Origin of the sequence: Paenibacillus sp. Pae15, from assembly GCF_024519685.1 — a bacterium.
In the GTDB taxonomy this organism is placed as follows: domain Bacteria; phylum Bacillota; class Bacilli; order Paenibacillales; family NBRC-103111; genus Paenibacillus_G; species Paenibacillus_G naphthalenovorans.
The window spans coordinates 47,348-65,330 of sequence record NZ_JALJRM010000001.1; the positions used below are offsets into that span (position 1 = coordinate 47,348).

Annotated in this window: 18 protein-coding genes; 2 read left to right on the forward strand and 16 right to left on the reverse strand. The window is 46.7% G+C overall.

Going from position 1 to position 17,983, the window contains the following annotated elements; genetic code table 11:
* Positions 1 to 55 precede the first annotated feature (55 nt).
* The 15 genes from NR121_RS00210 to NR121_RS00280 form a co-directional block, all read right to left on the reverse strand.
* Positions 56 to 1,039: a hydroxyacid dehydrogenase gene (locus tag NR121_RS00210; RefSeq protein WP_062408264.1), complete on the reverse strand. Its 984-nt coding sequence runs from the start codon at positions 1,037 to 1,039 to the stop codon at positions 56 to 58.
* Positions 1,040 to 1,064: 25 nt separating this feature from the next.
* Positions 1,065 to 2,570 carry a tripartite tricarboxylate transporter permease gene (locus NR121_RS00215; RefSeq protein ID WP_074729607.1) on the reverse strand — a complete coding sequence of 502 codons (1,506 nt, stop codon included), beginning with the start codon at positions 2,568 to 2,570 and terminating at the stop codon, positions 1,065 to 1,067.
* A gap of 4 nt (positions 2,571 to 2,574) precedes the next feature.
* Positions 2,575 to 3,024, reverse strand: coding sequence for a tripartite tricarboxylate transporter TctB family protein (locus tag NR121_RS00220; RefSeq protein WP_054817244.1), 450 nt, complete (start codon positions 3,022 to 3,024; stop codon positions 2,575 to 2,577).
* A gap of 72 nt (positions 3,025 to 3,096) precedes the next feature.
* Positions 3,097 to 4,128: a Bug family tripartite tricarboxylate transporter substrate binding protein gene (locus tag NR121_RS00225; protein WP_054817243.1), complete on the reverse strand. Its 1,032-nt coding sequence runs from the start codon at positions 4,126 to 4,128 to the stop codon at positions 3,097 to 3,099.
* A gap of 131 nt (positions 4,129 to 4,259) precedes the next feature.
* On the reverse strand, positions 4,260 to 5,252 hold the full coding sequence (locus NR121_RS00230) for a Bug family tripartite tricarboxylate transporter substrate binding protein (RefSeq protein WP_254777634.1): 993 nt from the start codon (positions 5,250 to 5,252) through the stop codon (positions 4,260 to 4,262).
* A gap of 100 nt (positions 5,253 to 5,352) precedes the next feature.
* Complete coding sequence (locus tag NR121_RS00235) at positions 5,353 to 6,093, reverse strand: LytR/AlgR family response regulator transcription factor (protein ID WP_256830073.1); 741 nt, start codon at positions 6,091 to 6,093, stop codon at positions 5,353 to 5,355.
* Positions 6,053 to 7,843, reverse strand: a complete 1,791-nt coding sequence (locus NR121_RS00240; RefSeq protein ID WP_062408256.1) for a LytS/YhcK type 5TM receptor domain-containing protein — start codon at positions 7,841 to 7,843, stop codon at positions 6,053 to 6,055. The genes NR121_RS00235 and NR121_RS00240 overlap by 41 nt, the downstream gene beginning before the upstream one ends.
* Positions 7,844 to 8,166: 323 nt before the next feature.
* A complete protein-coding gene (locus tag NR121_RS00245; RefSeq protein ID WP_256830075.1) occupies positions 8,167 to 9,039 on the reverse strand; it encodes an NAD(P)-dependent oxidoreductase in 873 nt (290 codons plus the stop codon).
* Positions 9,040 to 9,123: 84 nt separating this feature from the next.
* On the reverse strand, positions 9,124 to 9,405 hold the full coding sequence (locus NR121_RS00250) for a YciI family protein (protein ID WP_054817236.1): 282 nt from the start codon (positions 9,403 to 9,405) through the stop codon (positions 9,124 to 9,126).
* A 21-nt stretch (positions 9,406 to 9,426) separates the two neighbouring features.
* Positions 9,427 to 10,203, reverse strand: a complete 777-nt coding sequence (locus NR121_RS00255) for an HpcH/HpaI aldolase family protein (protein ID WP_254611195.1) — start codon at positions 10,201 to 10,203, stop codon at positions 9,427 to 9,429.
* 257 nt (positions 10,204 to 10,460) lie between these two features.
* A complete protein-coding gene (gene sleB / locus NR121_RS00260) occupies positions 10,461 to 11,105 on the reverse strand; it encodes a spore cortex-lytic enzyme (protein ID WP_062408251.1) in 645 nt (214 codons plus the stop codon).
* Between the two features lie 336 nt (positions 11,106 to 11,441).
* Entirely contained in the window at positions 11,442 to 11,882 is a 441-nt protein-coding gene (locus NR121_RS00265; RefSeq protein ID WP_256830077.1) for a hypothetical protein, read from the reverse strand.
* 193 nt (positions 11,883 to 12,075) lie between these two features.
* On the reverse strand, positions 12,076 to 13,668 hold the full coding sequence (locus NR121_RS00270; RefSeq protein WP_256830078.1) for a DUF5050 domain-containing protein: 1,593 nt from the start codon (positions 13,666 to 13,668) through the stop codon (positions 12,076 to 12,078).
* A 17-nt stretch (positions 13,669 to 13,685) separates the two neighbouring features.
* Positions 13,686 to 13,997: a hypothetical protein gene (locus NR121_RS00275; protein WP_256830079.1), complete on the reverse strand. Its 312-nt coding sequence runs from the start codon at positions 13,995 to 13,997 to the stop codon at positions 13,686 to 13,688.
* Positions 13,998 to 14,237: 240 nt separating this feature from the next.
* Positions 14,238 to 14,633: a winged helix-turn-helix transcriptional regulator gene (locus NR121_RS00280; RefSeq protein ID WP_062408247.1), complete on the reverse strand. Its 396-nt coding sequence runs from the start codon at positions 14,631 to 14,633 to the stop codon at positions 14,238 to 14,240.
* A 133-nt stretch (positions 14,634 to 14,766) separates the two neighbouring features.
* On the opposite strand from NR121_RS00280, the gene NR121_RS00285 reads away from it, so the two are divergent.
* Together NR121_RS00285 and NR121_RS00290 are read left to right on the forward strand one after the other, a co-directional pair.
* Positions 14,767 to 15,984 (forward strand): MFS transporter, encoded by a 1,218-nt coding sequence (locus NR121_RS00285; RefSeq protein WP_256830080.1) that lies wholly within the window; start codon positions 14,767 to 14,769, stop codon positions 15,982 to 15,984.
* A 60-nt stretch (positions 15,985 to 16,044) separates the two neighbouring features.
* Positions 16,045 to 16,887: an aldo/keto reductase gene (locus NR121_RS00290; protein ID WP_054817232.1), complete on the forward strand. Its 843-nt coding sequence runs from the start codon at positions 16,045 to 16,047 to the stop codon at positions 16,885 to 16,887.
* Positions 16,888 to 16,970: 83 nt separating this feature from the next.
* Here the strand turns inward: NR121_RS00290 and NR121_RS00295 are convergent, their stop codons facing one another.
* The gene (locus tag NR121_RS00295) at positions 16,971 to 17,771 is read right to left on the reverse strand and encodes a helix-turn-helix domain-containing protein (protein ID WP_054817231.1); all 801 of its coding nucleotides are present in this window, start codon (positions 17,769 to 17,771) and stop codon (positions 16,971 to 16,973) included.
* Positions 17,772 to 17,983 lie beyond the last annotated feature (212 nt).

A 17,983-nucleotide genomic window follows, 5' to 3' on the forward strand; every position in this document is an offset into this window, starting at 1 on the left:
CGTTTTCCCCTCTCATTCTACTAAATCATTTGCTGCGTCCGGGCCGTATTGTCATTTATTGGTTTATAGCACCTGTTCTATTGAGTTGATGCCGGTTCACACAATGGGCCGGTTCTTTGCCGTTTAATACGGCAATGATTTCGTCTGCGGCTCCTACAGCCATTCGAATTAAAGCGTCTTTCGTATGAGCGGCCATATGAGGAGTGACGATCACTTGCTCCAATTCCCATAACAGGTGCTGCTTCGGCGCAGGTTCGTCTTCGAATACATCCAGCCCGGCGCCCGCGATATCACCCGATTGGATGGCATGATAGAGGGCTTCCTCATCCACCAGTCCGCCTCTTGCACAGTTAATGAGATAAGCTGAATTCTTCATTTTCTTCAATGCTTCCGCATTAATAAAATGGTGCATCTCCGGCAAGTAAGGAAGGTGAAGTGAGACAAAATCCGATTCCGTTAAAATCGTCTCGATGGAATCGACCAGACGAACGCCATCCAAATAAACCTCTTTTACATACGGATCATAAACGATGGCGTTCATGCCTAAACCTGAGGTGCATTTGTTCACGACCAGCCTTCCGATATTGCCGTAACCAATCAATCCTAACGTCTTTCCCGCAAGCTCGGATCCGATAAAAAGGTTACGAACCTCGAAACGCCCTTTTCTAAGCTCTTTATCGGCTTTAACGATATGGTGGGCAAGGGCAATCATCATTCCGACCACATGCTCGGCTACAGAGTTGGTATTAGACCGGGGAACGTTCGTAACGAATATCCCTTTCTCCGAGGCAGCCGCCATATCGATGTTATCCACCCCGATCCCGTGTCTGGCAATCACCTTTAGCTGAGGACATTGCTCGATCACCTGACGGCCAATTTGCGCAGTCCTTATGAGAATCGCATCGCAGTCTTCCGGAACCTCCAACAAGCGGTCATCGATAGGCTGCTCCGGATAAATCACTTCCAGACCCGCTTGCTCCAATCTTTCCAATCCTTCCTTGGCGATCGGTTGGGCCACCATCACTTTATAACGTTTCATGGGTTATCAAATCCTCTCTGTTCATTTACATCTCTACATCGCTGGCAAGCATTCCCCTTTTCTTCTTCACCACACTGATGATACTTCCAGCCAGAACGACCAGGGCCACGATCATAAGAACCGCGGATATCGGTCGTTCAAAGAAAATCATTAACGAACCTTCCGACATCGCCAGGGATTGAAGTAAGGAGGTTTCGATCAGCGCTCCGAGTACGAAGGTCAATACGGTTGCCGCGATGGGAATATCCAGCTTTTTCATAAAGTAGCCGATGATTCCGAACATAAACATGACCCCGACATCCCATAAGCTGTTGTTAACGCTGTACACACCCAGAATAGAAATGATCAAAATGATCGGGAACAATAACTTATAAGGAACCAAAGCGATTTTGGCCCACATTCCGGCCATCGGAAGATTCATAAATAACAGGATCAGGTTACCTATAAACATACTCGCGATGACTCCCCAGACGAAATCCGGGTTGTTCTGGAATAATTGGGGACCCGGCGTCAAGCCGTGGAGGATAAAAGCGCCTAAAATGACGGCAACTGTTGGCGAGCTTGGGATCCCCAGCGTAAAGAGCGGAATCAGGGCCGCACCGCTATAGGCATTGTTCGCGGTTTCCGGTCCTGCCACACCCTCAATGGCTCCTTTTCCAAAACGGGTGGGGTCTTTCGCCATTTTCTTCTCCAGGGAATACGACATCAGTGACGCTATGACCGCATTAGCGCCCGGGATCAAGCCCAATATAAAACCTAACCCTGTACCGCGCCCGATCGCTTTCATCGTCGGCGCCCATTCCTCTTTATTTGGGAACAGTCCCTTGACCTTCGGCGGCTTATCCACTTTCATGGCGTTTTCGGCGTTTAGCAAAATCTCCGAAATCCCAAAAAGCCCCATCGCAATGGCAACAAAATCAAAACCATTCAACAATTCCATTTGGTCAAAGGTAAAGCGAATCGATGCGGAGACAGGATCCATTCCGATCAGGGAGAGGAGAAGTCCAATAATCGCCGCAATCATACCTTTGACCAGCGATCTTCCCATCAAACCGATGAGCATTAACAATCCTACCATCATCAAAGCAAAAAATTCAGGCGGACCGAAACGCAGCGCGAAATGAGCAAGTGGCGGACCGACAAAAGCAAGTCCCAGAATCGCCGCCGTCCCCCCGATAAAGGAGCCTATGCCGGCCACTCCGAGCGCAACGCCTGCTCTTCCCTGTTTAGCCATTTGATGACCATCAAGACAGGTAATCACCGACGCCGCTTCCCCGGGGGTGTTAATTAATACGGAGGTGATAGTCCCCCCGTACATCGCGCCGTAAAAAATTCCGGAAAGCATGATAATCGCCGACATCGGGTCCAACCCGAAGGTAAGCGGAATCAGGATGGCCGTACCTGCCGTCGGGCCTAAGCCCGGCATAACTCCGACAAGCATCCCTATCGTGACGCCGACCAAGCAATATAACAAATTCCATCCGGAAATCGCATGTTCAAAACCAACGAACAAATTCGAAAATAGTTCCACGGCATCACCACCCCCAGGCATTAACCGGTATCGGCACAGACAGCAGTTTACAGAACACCCAGAACAGAATAATCGAAATTCCAATGGAAATCCCAAGGCCGGCGTACCATTGGTACTCTCTTGCCAGCAGAATGAAAAGAAAAAGGGTCCCGGCCATCACAAAGCCAATCGATTTAACGGTTAGTAGAAAGAGAAGAAATGACCCGATGATGGTTACGATATTGATGAAACCCTTCCCTCTCGGCAAAATATCCTTGAACCTGGTAATATGCTTTATGGAATTCATCATGTAAACCACCGAGAGAATGATGAGAAGCCCGCTTAGCCACAAAGGAAGAAGGCCCGGTCCAGGCCCCTCCGGCCCCATATAATCAAACGAAAGAGACATCCAAAAGAACATCAAGCCGAACAGAAAAATGAAGATCGCCGCCCAAACACCGGCATTTTGTCTCATCAAAATCAACCACCTCCTTTGCCGATGATAAGGGCATATCAGCACGCAGCACAGACATGCCCTTTAAGAAAATTACTTGATTAGACCAATGGACTTTGCCACATCGCCGGTCGTCTTGTTCGTTTGAGCAATGATGTCGGCAAATTCTTTGCTATCCGCGTAGGCTGGTTCAAGACCAATCCGGTTGAATTCCTCTTTGATCGATGGATCTGCCATCGCCTTCTTGAACACCTCACGAAGAATATCGACGACTTCTTTCGGTGTGTCTTTGTGAACAACGACGCCGGACCAGGTGTCCAAACCTACAAATCCTTTATCCTTTAAGAATACCGCATCCTTGAAGGCCTCAATTTTGCTTGTGCCGGCGTTAGCGAGTACGCGCACCGTACCGGAGTCCACATGCGGTTTGGCTTCCTGTGTCAGAACGACCGCCCCCTGCACATGACCGCCTAACAAAGCCGTAAGTGCAGGCGCCGCACCGTCAAACGGTACATGCTTGGTTTGGATGCCTTCCAGAATATTGATGCCTTCCATCGTTAAATGCTGAGTATTGCCTGCCCCTGGCGTCCCGTAGGTAAATTTGCCCGGATTTTTCTTCACCCAATCCAGCCACTCGTCATACGTTTTCCAAGGAGCGTCAGCCTTGACCACCAACAGGTTTTGTGCGGAATTAAATCGCGCAACAGGAATGAAGTCGTCTATTTGAAATGGAGTTTTGCCGTAATTGGGTTGAATCGCCAGGTTACCGGTCGTTACGGAACCGATCTTATACCCGTCAGCATTCGACTGCAGGATATCGGCCAGAGCTATCGTTCCGCTGCCTCCCGTTTTATTGGATACGACAATCGATCTGCCACCCGGCATGTATTTGTTGGCAACGTTTGCAACGATTCGCGCAACGGCGTCTGTGCCGCCGCCTGCGGCAAAGCCAACCACGAGTTCGATATCCTTTTTCGGAAAATCGGTTTTGGTCTCTTTGTTCTGTGTTTCCGCAGCTTGCTCAGCACCCGTTGGTTTTGTTTCAGGAGCATTGGAACAGCCTGCAGACCCCAAAACCAGCGCGCCTGTGAGCAGCGTGAATAAAAAGCTTTTCCCGATTTGCATATAAACCCTCCTCAATGGTGTAGTAGACTCTATAGGCTTATCATACTTAATGAAAGCGGTAACAACACATTTTCAAGACGAACTGTTGATATGAAATAACTAAACGATTCATTATGGCGACAAAATCACCGCTATTTGACTAAACCGATGACTTTAGCTACGTCTCTGGTTAACTTGCTTGTTCGGGCAATGATTTCAGCAAATTCTTTGCTGTCCGCATAAGCCGGTTCGAGGCCGATGTTGTTGAATTCTTCTTTGAGCAGCGGATCATTCATCGCTTTCCTAAACACATCCCGAAGCGTATCCACGATCTCTTGCGGGGTGCCTTTCGCCACAACCACGCCCGACCAGGTGTCCAGGCCGATAAATCCTCTTTCCCTCAAAAACACGGCATCCGGGTAGGCTTTCGTCGGGGACGTCCCCAAGTTCGCCAGTACGCGCAGCGAGCCGGCATCCACATGCGGCTTGGCTTCTTGCGACAGAACGATCACTCCCTGCACATATCCGTCCAACAAAGCTTTGATCGAAAGCGCTGCGCCGTCATAGGGTACATGCTTGGTTTGGATGCTTTCCAGGATGTTAACAGCTTCCATCGCCAGGTGCTGGGTATTGCCTGCTCCGCTTGATCCATAGGTAAACTGGCCGGGATGCTGCTTTACCCAGGCTAACCATTCATCGTAGCTTTTCCACGGGGCATCGGCCCTAACTACAAGGATGTTTGGCGCGGAGTTAAACTGTGCGATCGGAATAAAGCTGTCGGATGCAAACGGGGTTTTACCGTAGTTCGGCTGGATCGCCAAGCTGCCTGCGGATACAGACCCTAACTTATATCCATCTGGATTCGCTTGCATAATGTCGACAAGGGCATTCGTTCCGCTATCGCCCGGTTTATTGGTTACTCTTATGGTTTTACCGTTTGGCATATACTTTTCTGCAGTCTTCGCCACGATACGAGCCACGACATCCGTGCCTCCGCCCGCGGTATATCCGACAACCATTTCTATATTTTTAAGCGGATAAACCGGTTTAACCATTTCATTCACAGGCTTCGGAGCTTGTGAGCAGGCCGTTGTCCCTAATAGCAGTACAGGAATAAGCAAAGATGATCGAAAGCTTTTACCCATTTGCACGATGTACATCCCTCCCGCATATTTGCTATGTGAAATCCCTGAATGTTAAGAAAAAAGGCTATCTCCAATGTGCAACTTTTTTGGGATAGCCGGCTTAGAAGTCTAAGTATTCACGTATTTCCTTGATATAGGAACGACTGACCGGAACTTTGGAACCGTCACTCAATAAAAGGTTATACGTCCCGTTAAACCAAGGTTCCACTTCTGCTACAAAGTCCGCATTCACGATATACCCCCTATGGGTACGCAAAAAAGGGAAGCTTCCCAGCTTATGGGTCATCTCATATAACGGAGCATCAATCTTGAACCTGGCGTCCACCGATTTCAGTACAACCTGTCGGTCTTCTGTTCCAATATATACGATTTTGTCCATGTCAACCATAATGATTCGCTCTCCTTGCGAGACGGCAAGCTTGTTTTTACGCTTTTCAGATGGTTTAGAATGGGTTAGAGATCCCTCCGCTTTCTGCTGCTCCGTCAGCTTTTTGACTTTCTCAATGGTTTGCTCGATCCGATCCTCCATAAATGGCTTGGTGATATAATCAATCGCATTCAATTCAAATGCTTCCAATGCATGCTGATGAAAAGCCGTAGCAAACACAACCCATGGAGGACGTTTTAGCCTGTTAATTTGCTTTGCAACCTCCAGGCCGCTTCCATCCGCAAGGCATATATCCAAAAAAATCACATCCGGCTCTAATTGTTTAATATCGGAAACGGCTTCCTCCATCGTATCCGATTCTCCTATGACCTTGACTTCTCTCAATCTGGCAAGCAAATATTTAAGTTCATCCCTAGCAAATGGCTCGTCCTCTATCAAGTAGGCTCTCAGCATCCCCATACTCCCCTCCATCTGTTCGTAGAAACCGCAGTTCAATTTGAGTTCCTTTATCCTTCTCACTGCTAATCTTCATAGAAACATTGGCTCCGTAGAGCCCATGCAGGCGTTCATGGATATTATGTAATGCAGTGCCTGTGCCTTTATGAGAATCAACCGCTTTTTTCCCCAATAGGTTCAGTCTTTCCTTATCCATTCCTTTTCCGTTGTCTTTGACCTCAATCACTACATGACCTTGGTCATTGTAAACTTGAATATTCACCATTCCTCCTTTCCTTCTGCCTGCAAATCCATGGCTGATTGAATTTTCCACCAGCGGCTGCAGAGTGAAAGGAGGAATTAAGGTTTCCTCGAGTCCGGGTTCAACTTGTATATTTAAACGATAGCGTCCCGGAAAACGGGCCTGCTCTAAGGCTAAATAGGCCTGGACATGCTCCAGTTCTTTCGACAGCGGAATGAATAACTGCCTGGCGCCCTGTAAATTACTGCGAAAAAACGTCCCCAAATCCAACAACAGTTTTCTTGCCAGCATGGCATCGGTTCTGCATATGGAAACTAACGTATTAATGGAATTAAAGAGAAAATGCGGATTAACCTGTGCCTGAAGCGCCTTGATCTCCGCATCGGCAAGCAGCTTTTTCTGCCGCTCTACCTCACCCAGTTCCAACTGGGTAGAGAACAGCTTACTCAATCCTTCAGCCAGCTCTTCCTCCGCAGCACTCATGGAATGCGCCTTTCTGTAGTACAGCAAGAGGGCGGCGATCGGTTCTCCGCTGACCACAAGAGGCAAAACGATGACCATGGCAAAGGGGAATGTCTGCTCCTCCTGTTTGTTCCGGCGCTTAAAAACGACCCTCTGGCCGGACACCAACGCGTTTCGAATTAAGGATTGATGCATCCGCTGGGACACGTATAGTTCTTCCTCGCCGCCGCCAACATAGGCAATGATTTCCAACCGGTTCGTAATACCAATAGCGTCGGCGCCGCTTTGCCTATGGATGATTTTCGCCGCTTCTCTACATGAGGAAGCATGAAGTCCCTGACGGAAATAGGGAAGCGTTTTGTCTGCAATAAACAAGGCTTTATGCGTTTCAAAAGCGCGTGCTTTCGCATCTTCCTTTAGAACGGTCTCCAATATTTGCGCAAAAATCCAAACCCCTAGTGAATTAATGACGATCATGGGAATGGCGATTAAACGTACCAATTGAAACGCTAATATATCCGGCTCGGGGAGAAACAAAAGGATGGCCATATGAATCAGTTCTAAGAACAACGCCACCCATAAGGCCGATAAAGGAGTCACTTTACCTTTTCTCTTCAAATATGCGCCGGCCCAACCAGCCAGTAACCCTAATATAAGGAATGAACCCAGCGTAGCCCAATCGGCGAATCCGCCATATAGAAAACGATATCCTCCAATGACCAGGGCAATTCCCAAACCGATCACGGGACCTCCTAATAGCCCCCCCATGATCGTGGCTACGGGGCTGGTGTTGGCGATGGAAGAGTGACCATTGCTGGTTCCCCAATTCCATGCGGTAAGCGCGAGATGATCCGTCATGATATGGATTCCTATGTAATGGCTTACAATTCCAAATAAGGCAAATGTGGCAAAAATGATCACTTTACTTTGTTGATTTAAACCCTTTTGAAAAATAAGGTGAAAGGATTTGATCCGGGTCAACAGAAAGGCAATGGTTACAATCATCGCCATGTTTTCCGCTAGCTGACGCAGTAATTCCCACATGATGAATCACCTCCTTAGCTAGTAACCAATCGGAATCCTATAAAGCGCTTCCATAAAACCTGCTAAGCATTTCTCATTTACGGTAGAGGTAACTCCGGAAACGATCGTCCCTTTACGAGGAACTATAATTTACAAATTTATAGATGTCAATCAGATATTTAACTGATATATCTGAATTCATATTAATTCTAATGATCGTGCGATGTCAATAACGATTTTATAATAAACAAATAACCCACGATGGCACGTGGGCTGTTCAGGGGATATTTTCTTGCACTTCATCAACAACACAAGAATCCGTTAAGTGAATGCCATATGCTCCATTACTTCTGGAGTTCCTTGACATATAAAACCATTGCCGACATATCCTTATCTCCATGTGAGCTTTCTTTTGCCTGTTGAAACAAAGATGTGATTGGCTTCCCTATAGGCAGGTTTATATCATTGTCTTCGGCCATTTTTTGTACCAGCGTCAAATCTTTAAACAGCAGCTTCAAAGCAAACCCCGCTTGAAATTGATTTTGGGCAATGAAATTCGTGTAGTGTCTCTCAAAAATCCGGCTCTGCGCATAGCTTGCATTTAAGATGTCGAACATCAATGGCCCGTCGATGCCCATTTTTTCTCCAATGATGAACGCTTCGCTGGCTGCTTGCGTATGAACGCCGACCATGTATTGATTGATCAATTTGATAATCGTTCCGCTGCCTACAGGTCCGGTATGATAAATTTGTTTCCCCAGCACTTCAAACAAAGGATATACCTTATGGAATACTTCCTTTTTCCCGCCGACCATTATGCTTAATGTTCCGCTCTCTGCTCCGAAATTCCCTCCGCTTACAGGCGCGTCCAAAAACTCTATCCCCTTCTTCGCGGCTTCCTTCTCTATTTTATGGTTCAGGTCCGGAGATACCGTGCTGAAATCGACCAGGATTTGTCCGGCATGTCCGTTGGCTACGATCCCGTCGGAGCCGAGGAAAACCTCCTCCACATCAGCGGGAAAAGGCAAACAGGTCATCATCACATCAGCAATTCGCGCTAACTCGGGAAGCGAATAGCCCGTCTTCCCCCCGGCCTCGGCAAAGAGCTGCTCGCGGCCCTTGCTGCGATTCAGCCCATACACTTCATAATTAGCCTTAACCAAGTTTTTGGACATGGGCAATCCCATATTCCCGAGCCCGATGAAAGCAACCTTCATATGTTTCCCTCCTGTGGTTTGTTCAGAATACGCTTGCGTAAAGGGTCCTATAAACCGGAGTTCATAGGACCTTGCGAGAAGCTTTTACGATTCGGGAAGAATCGCCTCCGTTACCATTTCCCATTCATGGATCTCATAACCTCTTGCCTGGTGAATCACATAAGGGTCCTGTTGGACGATATGCCTGACTTCCTCTTCCGAATCGGCTTTATAAATGACCAGACCTCCGGCTCCGTCCAAGAATCTGCCATTGGCAAAAATTTTTCCTTCCTTGCGCCTGATCGCCAGATAATCAAGGTGCTGCGGACGGTATTCCTGGCTCTTTTCCGGACTAAGCATCGGTAAAAAGACAGCAAAATATTTCAATCATCCTCATCTCCTTCCGGATTATTTTGATCGGCTTAACGGATTACCGGCTTTTACGACTTCTCCGAGTGCATTATACAGCACGGGTGTAATCGCAATACCGATATAAGGAGCTCCCCACTGCTGTTTTTGGGTCACAGCCGGCGCGCTCGCCACCTGAATCCCCACCGTAACCCCATGCTTCCGTCCTGCCGCCATCACGCGGTCCATCGCTTGTTGAACCTCCGGGTGCTCCGGTCCTTCAGCACTGTACCCCATCGTGACCGACAAATCCGTTGGACCGATATAGCAAATGTCAATTCCCGGCACACTCATAATCTCATCAATATGGTCGACGGCTTCCGGCGTTTCAATATGTACGGCGATCAGGATTTCTTCATTGGACTGCTGCAAATAGGCAGCGCCGCCTCCTTTACCGTATTGAGCCGACCTGCATGAATAGGCCGTGCCTCTTCTGCCAACCGGAGGATATTTTGCTTTTTGCACAACTTCTTCCGCTTCTTCCTTCGTATTGACCATCGGAACATGAAGTCCCATCGCACCGCGGTCAAGCGCTTTTTGAATATCGGATTTATCGTAAGCCACCCGTACAATCGGAACGGTTCCGGCCAATTCCGCGGCGCGTATCATCTCTTCGACTTCTCCCCAGCTAAACGGGCCATGCTCGTTGTCAATAACGACAAAATCAAAACCTGTATGTCCGAGTATTTCTACTACTGATGGAGAATGAAACCCGATAAAGCAGCCCGTGGCACACTGTCCGTTTTTCAATTTCTGTTTCACCATGTTCGGCATCATTCATGCCCTCCCTCAATGCATAATGGTCAGCTTCTCTAATTTGTTCTGTAATGCCATCATACTTGATGAAAGAGGCAGCGGCCTATTTTCAGGACAAACCGCTAATTTAAAGTGACTAAATATATGTAAAAGACGACAAACTGTTTTCAAAATTTGTCTTTATAAAAGTTATAAAAGGTGCCAATAAAAGTTAAAATAAAAACCAGCACCCTCATAAGGGTACTGGTTAAAGGTTGTGATATGCATCCTCCAACGGATTAACGCGCAAAAATATGCTTACCGATTTTCAACACTTGCGGACGCGTCCAAATCCATGCGCTCGTTGCCGTGTCGGGATTAAAGTAATAGAGCGAGTTTTTCGTCGGATCCCAACCGCGTACGGCGTCGAAGGCTGCCAGATAGGCGCTGCGGTCGGGTGTTAACCAATACTGTCCGTCATCTACAGCAGTAAAGGCTCTTGGCTGGAAAACTACGCCTTGAATTGTATTCGGGAATAAAGGCGACTGTATCCGATTCATGACGACAGCTCCTACGGCCACCTTGCCCATGTAAGGTTCACCGCGTGCTTCGCTGTGTATAACGCGGGCCAGGATATCGATTTCTGCCTGATTTAAGCTGTATTTTTTAAGCATAGCCCACGTGCGGTCCCCAACAATGCCGTCCACCGTGAGGCCGTAATTTTTTTGAAAGCTGCGTACGGCGGAGGCTGTGTGTGCTCCGTATTTACCGTCTAGGGGCTGCTGGTAGTAACCCAAAACCTTCAGCCGGTACTGCACATCCCATACATCCCCATTGGAACTGCCCATATTGAGCGTTGGTGCGGCGTTTGCGTGATCCGCATATACCGCAAATGAAAAAAATAAAAGGAATGAGAAAAGGATGGCCATCGTCCATTTTTTCATGGTATGATCTCTCCTTTCATCCTTTTTCATTGTACCGGGTGATGGTATCGGGTCACAACCCGCAATTATTGGCATTAATTTGGAAAAAAATAAGCAAGCCTCATCCCGGGGCTTGCTTACATGAAAGAGTGTTACGGTTGTGCTCCCAACTGCACTTCTTCTATGTAATTCACTTTTCTCCAGATTTCTCCTAAGGTTACAGGTCTTCATGATCGCCATAAACAACAAAGGAGCCGCGCTGCCGATAGCTCCATTTACATCCTTCATTTTCCTTGAAAATGCATCATTCCCTATAATCCTTCACGGCAATGCTCTCCATATTTCTTTTGTTTTTATTTATCGTTTATATTTAAAGTTCCCATAATCGATGACCACGACCCGATTATTCCGTTTTAAACGCAGGTTAGGCGTATAGGGTGTATGATAATCGCGTACACTCCTTGGGGGAAGGATTCCATTTTTATGAAATTTCTTTACTAATTTCTTAAGTTTTTTTCTATATTTAGGAATATTGGGGAATTTTTTATTATACTTTTTCATGGTTACCCAGCGATATGACGTGTCGTAATCGATAATTCGGGCAAGGTGTTTTTTTATCGGTCTCTCGGATGACTTATACAAGATGACTTCCGTTTGATTAGACCGGATTCCCTTTTTGGATTTGGCTACTTTAAACACACGGCGTTTGCCTAAATCGTATACGATTCGCGTTCTGCCGGCCCCAATGAATTTCTTTCCTTTTATTTTCTTTTTCATGTACCTGTCCAATTTAATCAAGGTCGACTCCCTCCTTTCCAACCCTTTGTTGAATCATCACTTCGGGAGCTGCGTATTTTATCAAAATATTATTTTATTGTAAATTTAGTATATGTTGAGAAACAAAATCCGAACTGGGTATTCATATCACTAGTAAAAAATGGTCTTGAAGCTGGCTATATGGAGGGTCATCCGTTTACCGCATTTGCCATTTCTACTGAATCACCTTTATCGATTGATCTTTTGCAGACACCATGAGAATGAAATCATGATATGCAAAAACATCTGACGCCTGATCCGTAATGGCCAGATGAAGATCCCCGGATTGATCCAATACCTTAACGCCATATCCTTCTCCCGCTGCAAGCTTGCATATGATTTTATCATTCACAAATTGGACGCTTTCCACCGGCTCTTTGATTACAAGCGCATCTTCTTTGGACGGTTCCACCCTGTAAAGATGGAATTGCCCTTTTACATTGGCAGCAGTGTAGTACACCTGACCGTCGATTTCGTCATACCAATTGGCAACGGGAAGATCGGATAATTTTTGCTCATCCGTTCCATCCAGGTTCGCTGAATATAAAGAATGATCCGCATCTTTTACATAGTACAGCTTGTGATTCAATATTTTAAAATGGCTCACTTCCGCATGGATGATCTTTTCCGTTTCATTTGTCTTGATATTGATCTTGTAAATCTTGTTTAAATCCCCATGTTCAACAGGATACGATGATGCCAGCACATAGACATCGTCTCCGAGAACGGTAGTGGAGCGATCTGGGCCAAAGCTTGTGGACGTACCGTCATTCGTTACATGCCATCCGTAGATCAGATTCGGATTCCCTATCCGTTTGCCATGTTGATTCTCTTGCCCGGCCGCAGCCAGCAATAGATTATTCCCTCCTGGCGGCACGAATTGATGGATAGTTAAGGTTCCATTCGGAGTCTGTTTAAAATCGAGATACCCTTGTTGCTCTATTGCAGCCTTTCCATTGTCGTTTACCTTGCAATAGACATCGTAGCCCATGATTGCTCCGCCAACATGATAAGAGAACCAGAGTTCGTCATCTCTGATCTCAAAATTCAAACGCTTATTAAAGCTGTATGAGGCATCCACATCATAAGAATATACCGGTTCTTTATTTGACGTGTTATGAACAGGCGCTCTGTATACATGGTTCGTGTTTCCTATGGTTTCTGCAAAGTAATAATATCCTTTAAATACGGCAACATCATTCTCACCTGCAAAGGTTGGGAGATCCACGGTTTTCACCTGAGGGTTGCCGGAATTTATATTCAGACCTTCGTTATCGTCCCACACATATTCCCAACCCCATTCATCATGTGCAAATTTCCAGGTCAGAGGGAAATAGATCACGTTGTTGAAGCTTAAAAGGGGATATTCTTCTTTGGAATTGTCCACCGTCCTGCCGTTGATAGTAATCTTAAATGCAGGGATGGCTGCCTTGTAGCCGCCCGAATGTTTATGATCGGTTTTGTAAGGAACATAAGATGAAGTCACTTTTCCTTTAGCAATGTTAAGCCCGTCCTGTTGCGTCCATTCCGTTTCCAAGCCCAAAAGTCTGGAATCATACCATGTCATCGGAACATAGGTGATATCCCTATACACGAGTAACGGATATTCCCGGTATTCATTTTCGACTTTATTTCCGTTAAGCTTCACCTCAAATGTTGGCAATGTAACGCTTACACGATGCTCCGCAGCGAGACCTCTACCGGAAGGCAGAAGCAAACTCAAACAAAGCGTCAATGAACCGGCCCATAAAAACATCTTCTTTCTCACAGGAATCGTCGTCCTCTCTAACGTTTCTTTAGAATTACTTTTGTCGTATATTTTCCGGCTTCCACTGCAAACGAATCGTTGGATGCGATTAATAATTCTTCAATAAAAGAAAGACCCGGTGTATAAATAAAGCTTCCGCCAACCTTTAACGCGTTTAGAATTTCCATATATTTTCGAGCGTAGGCTTCGAACTTCCCGTCGGTTTTTAAATGATGATGAGTAAAATGGTTTGAAAAAGCCATATGGGAAATGACAGTCCCCCAAGTGTTTGAAGGAAAAGTAGATTCAAGCCAATTGATTTGAAATAAGAAATTTGAAGTCTTCACCAAGTTTCTGTCCATTCCATAGGCGTGAACGTTATTCCGCCTCAGGTAACGGACTAAACCGGAGTTTTTTTAGAAGGATTTAATGCCAATTGACCGTTAGCCGACTCATAAAAAAGACTTTTATTTCGATTGTGAACAATTTGTTGGTCTATTGCCTCTTGAAATTCAGATAAGGTGAACGTTCATACCCCTTCTTTCCGGAGTTGGCGGTCATTTCTTTCATTTTTACATTTTCCGGCTGCCTTACTTATTCGTAAGGCTCTGCAGATCGGCATCACTTTGATTTAATATATTATCCTCCAGCACCGCATATTTATCGCCATATTCTTTGATGATATGTTTTTCTCCCCAATCACATAAGGCATCCAATATCGATTTGAGACTCCATCCGTATTCACTGAGCTCATATTCTACCTTGGGCGGGACCTGGTTATAGACGATTCGGTTCACGATGCCATCCTCTTCCAATTCTCTGAGCTGCTGAGTCAACATTTTTTGTGTTATTCCGGGCATCAGGCGTTTTAAATCGCTTGTCCGTTTTTTACCGCGCGTTAAATGGCACAGGATGACGCATTTCCATTTTCCCCCGATGACCTCAAGGGTAGCCTCAACCGAGATGTTGTATTTCTTTTTAGTCATCGTTCATCTGCCTCCTTGGTGTATAGGAACTTTTGAGTACCTATGGTACTTTAAAGTACGTACTGTTCATTTTTGTCCGCTGGATACATAATAACATTTGCCGGCCGGTAATTACCAGATAGGAGTGGAACGAATGTCTTTGGATAAAAATAGAAGTACGTTGGCGCTTCTAGCCTTGGCCATAAGCGCCTTTGCGATTGGAACAACCGAGTTTATCAGTGTGGGGCTCCTTCCCCTGATCGCTGAAGATTTAAACATCTCCGTTACCTTAACCGGGTTAACCGTTACGTTATATGCCCTGGGCGTTACTTTCGGAGCGCCGGTATTAACAGCTGTGACATCGGGCATTCCCCGCAAAACGCTGCTGGTGTGGATCATGCTTGTTTTTATTATAGGCAACAGCCTTGCCGCTCTTTCCAGCGGAATTGTAATGCTGCTTACAGCCCGCGTCATCTCCGCGCTCTCTCACGGTGTTTTCATGTCGATCGGTTCGACCATCGCGGCCGACATCGTACCTGAGAACCGCAGGGCCAGCGCTATTGCGATCATGTTCTCCGGGCTGACGGTCGCCACCGTTACCGGTGTGCCGCTCGGCACCTTTATCGGCCAGCAGCTGGGCTGGCGCGCAGCCTTTATTTCAATTGTCGTCATTGGCATTGTTGCTTTCATCGCCAACATGATCCTTGTCCCTTCCCATTTGCGCAAAGGCGGCAAGATACAGATTCGCGATCAAATGAAACTTGTCACTAACGGACGGCTGCTGCTTGCGTTTATGATTACCGCCCTCGGGTATGGAGGAACCTTTGTCGTTTTCACTTATTTATCCCCGTTACTGCATGACATCACTGGATTTAAGGAAACGACGGTAGCCTTCATTCTCCTGCTGTACGGAATCGCCATCGCCATCGGCAATGTCATCGGGGGCAAGGCGGCGAACCGAAAGCCGCTTACGGCCTTGCTGTGGATGTTTGTTTTACAAGCTCTTATACTCTTTCTTCTTACATTCACCGCCCCGTATAAAATTCCGGGATTAATCACCATCTTCGGCATGGGATTGCTGGCTTTTATGAACGTACCCGGACTTCAGGTTTATGTCGTCACGCTGGCAGAGCGTTACGCCCCTAGGGCCGTCGATGTCGCATCTGCCGTTAATATTGCCGCCTTTAACGCAGGCATTGCCATTGGAGCCTATCTGGGCGGTATCGTTACGGATGCCATCGGGCTTATTCATACGGCTTGGATCGGCGCAGTCATGGTATTGGCAGCCGTGGTCCTCACAATCTGGAGCATGGTTCTGGAAAGAAGACAGAAAACCGCAGCTCATGCGGGAACCTGCTTATCAATACATTGAACCATTGAACCGCATGAAATACTGACATAAATAAAATAATAAAATCTGGAGGCAGTCCTTATGAACCAACATTTACAAAGCAAAATTGCACTGAACAATGGAGTTCAAATGCCCTGGCTGGGCATCGGCGTTTTTAAAGTAGAAGAAGGCTCGGAGCTCGTCGAAGCCATTAAATCAGCGGTAAGACACGGCTACCGAAGTATCGATACAGCGGCGATTTACGGCAATGAAAGCAGTGTCGGACAAGGAATCCGCGAAGCACTTCACGAGAACAATCTTGCCAGAGAAGAGCTCTTTGTCACTTCTAAAGTATGGACGGTCGACCTGGGTTATGAATCCACACTGGCCGCTTACGAGACGAGCCTGAATAAGCTGGGCTTGGCATATTTGGATCTTTACCTCATCCACTGGCCGGTGGCTGGCAAATATAAAGATGCTTGGAGAGCTTTGGAGACCCTTTATCAACAGGGTCGGGTTAAAGCGATCGGGGTCAGCAACTTCCAGATTCATCATCTGGAGGATCTAATGAAGGATGCGGAAATTAAACCCATGGTGAACCAGGTGGAATTCCACCCGTTCCTGACGCAAAAAGAGCTGCTCAGCTTTACGAAAAAGCATAACATACAGCTGGAAGCCTGGTCGCCGTTAATGCAGGGACAGCTGCTGGATCATCCGGTTCTCAAGAAAATTGCCGACAAGCACGGCAAATCTGTCGCTCAAGTCATTCTGCGCTGGGATCTGCAGCATGAGGTTATCACCATACCGAAGACAACAAAAGAACACCGGATCATCGAAAATGCATCGATCTTCGATTTTGAGCTGACGAAGGATGAAATGGATCAAATCGATGCGTTAAACCAAAACCGCCGTGTCGGCCCGGATCCGGACAACTTTGATTTTTAATTAGAAGCCGATCAGACCAGGACGCCGTCCCTTCCCTTGCGGAAGGACGGCGTTTTGAGCCTTATAGAAGGTTAATCCGTTTCTTAACGATGATTGTATTGAAAAAGCCGAGTGAGGAAATTATTCATCAACAAGGGTAGCGAAATCAGGATAGGAGGATCATCCGGACGGGGAACGTGAAGCATAACATGCTGATGGGGTACGGAGCCATAGGGTGCGACTACGATCGGCTGTTTTGACCGGAAGCGTAAGGTTGTATGCGGAAGCAGAACATCCATGGTTTGCATCCCCCAGGAGATGGATGTAGCCATCAGATAATAGGTGCCCGGTTTGACACCCGTAAAACAAAAATGTCCTAAAGAAGAAAGCAGTGTGCCATAAAGGGGAAGTCCTTCCGGAATCGGTTTGGCAAACAAGCCGATCAGAATGACGCCTTCAAAAGGCTGCTCGGCTTGGACGGTCCCTTGTATTCTGGCGTGTTGATTGGAAGCAGGAGGAGATTCGTACCAATGCTTAAGCGTCCGCAGTGTATGGAAGTGGCTCTCCGCTTGCAGCAAGGAGGAATTCCGAAAATCCGACGGCGTCATGCCTACCCGTTCGGTAAATCGGGTGGTGAAAGTTCCCAGACTCTGCTGTCCGATCTCCAATACAATATCGCGAACGCTCAAATTCGTGCGCAGGAGCAGCTCTTTTGCCTTTTGCAGCCGGAGGGATGAAACATAATATAAAGGCGGAATGCCCGTTCTTTCTTTGAAAATGCGCGTGAAATGGTATGGACTGTAGGCGATATGAGCGGCCAGTCGGGAAAGCGAAAGCGGTTCGTCCATATGCTGATGAATATAAGCGATTACCTCGTCTATTTCTGCATATCGGTCAATCCGCATTCCTGCATCTTCCTTCCGTCCGTATTTTAGGTGATGACCAGTCAACTTGGATACCCCACACGATTAAAGCGCTTTACAAAAATAATTATATCAAACATATGTTCTGTTGTAAATCATTTCCTTCCGCAGAACAAAATTTATTTGCATGGTCTCCCGCATTGAGTTATGCGCCCTTCAAAGCTTATAATAGGACGAGAAAAAGTTAAAAGAAA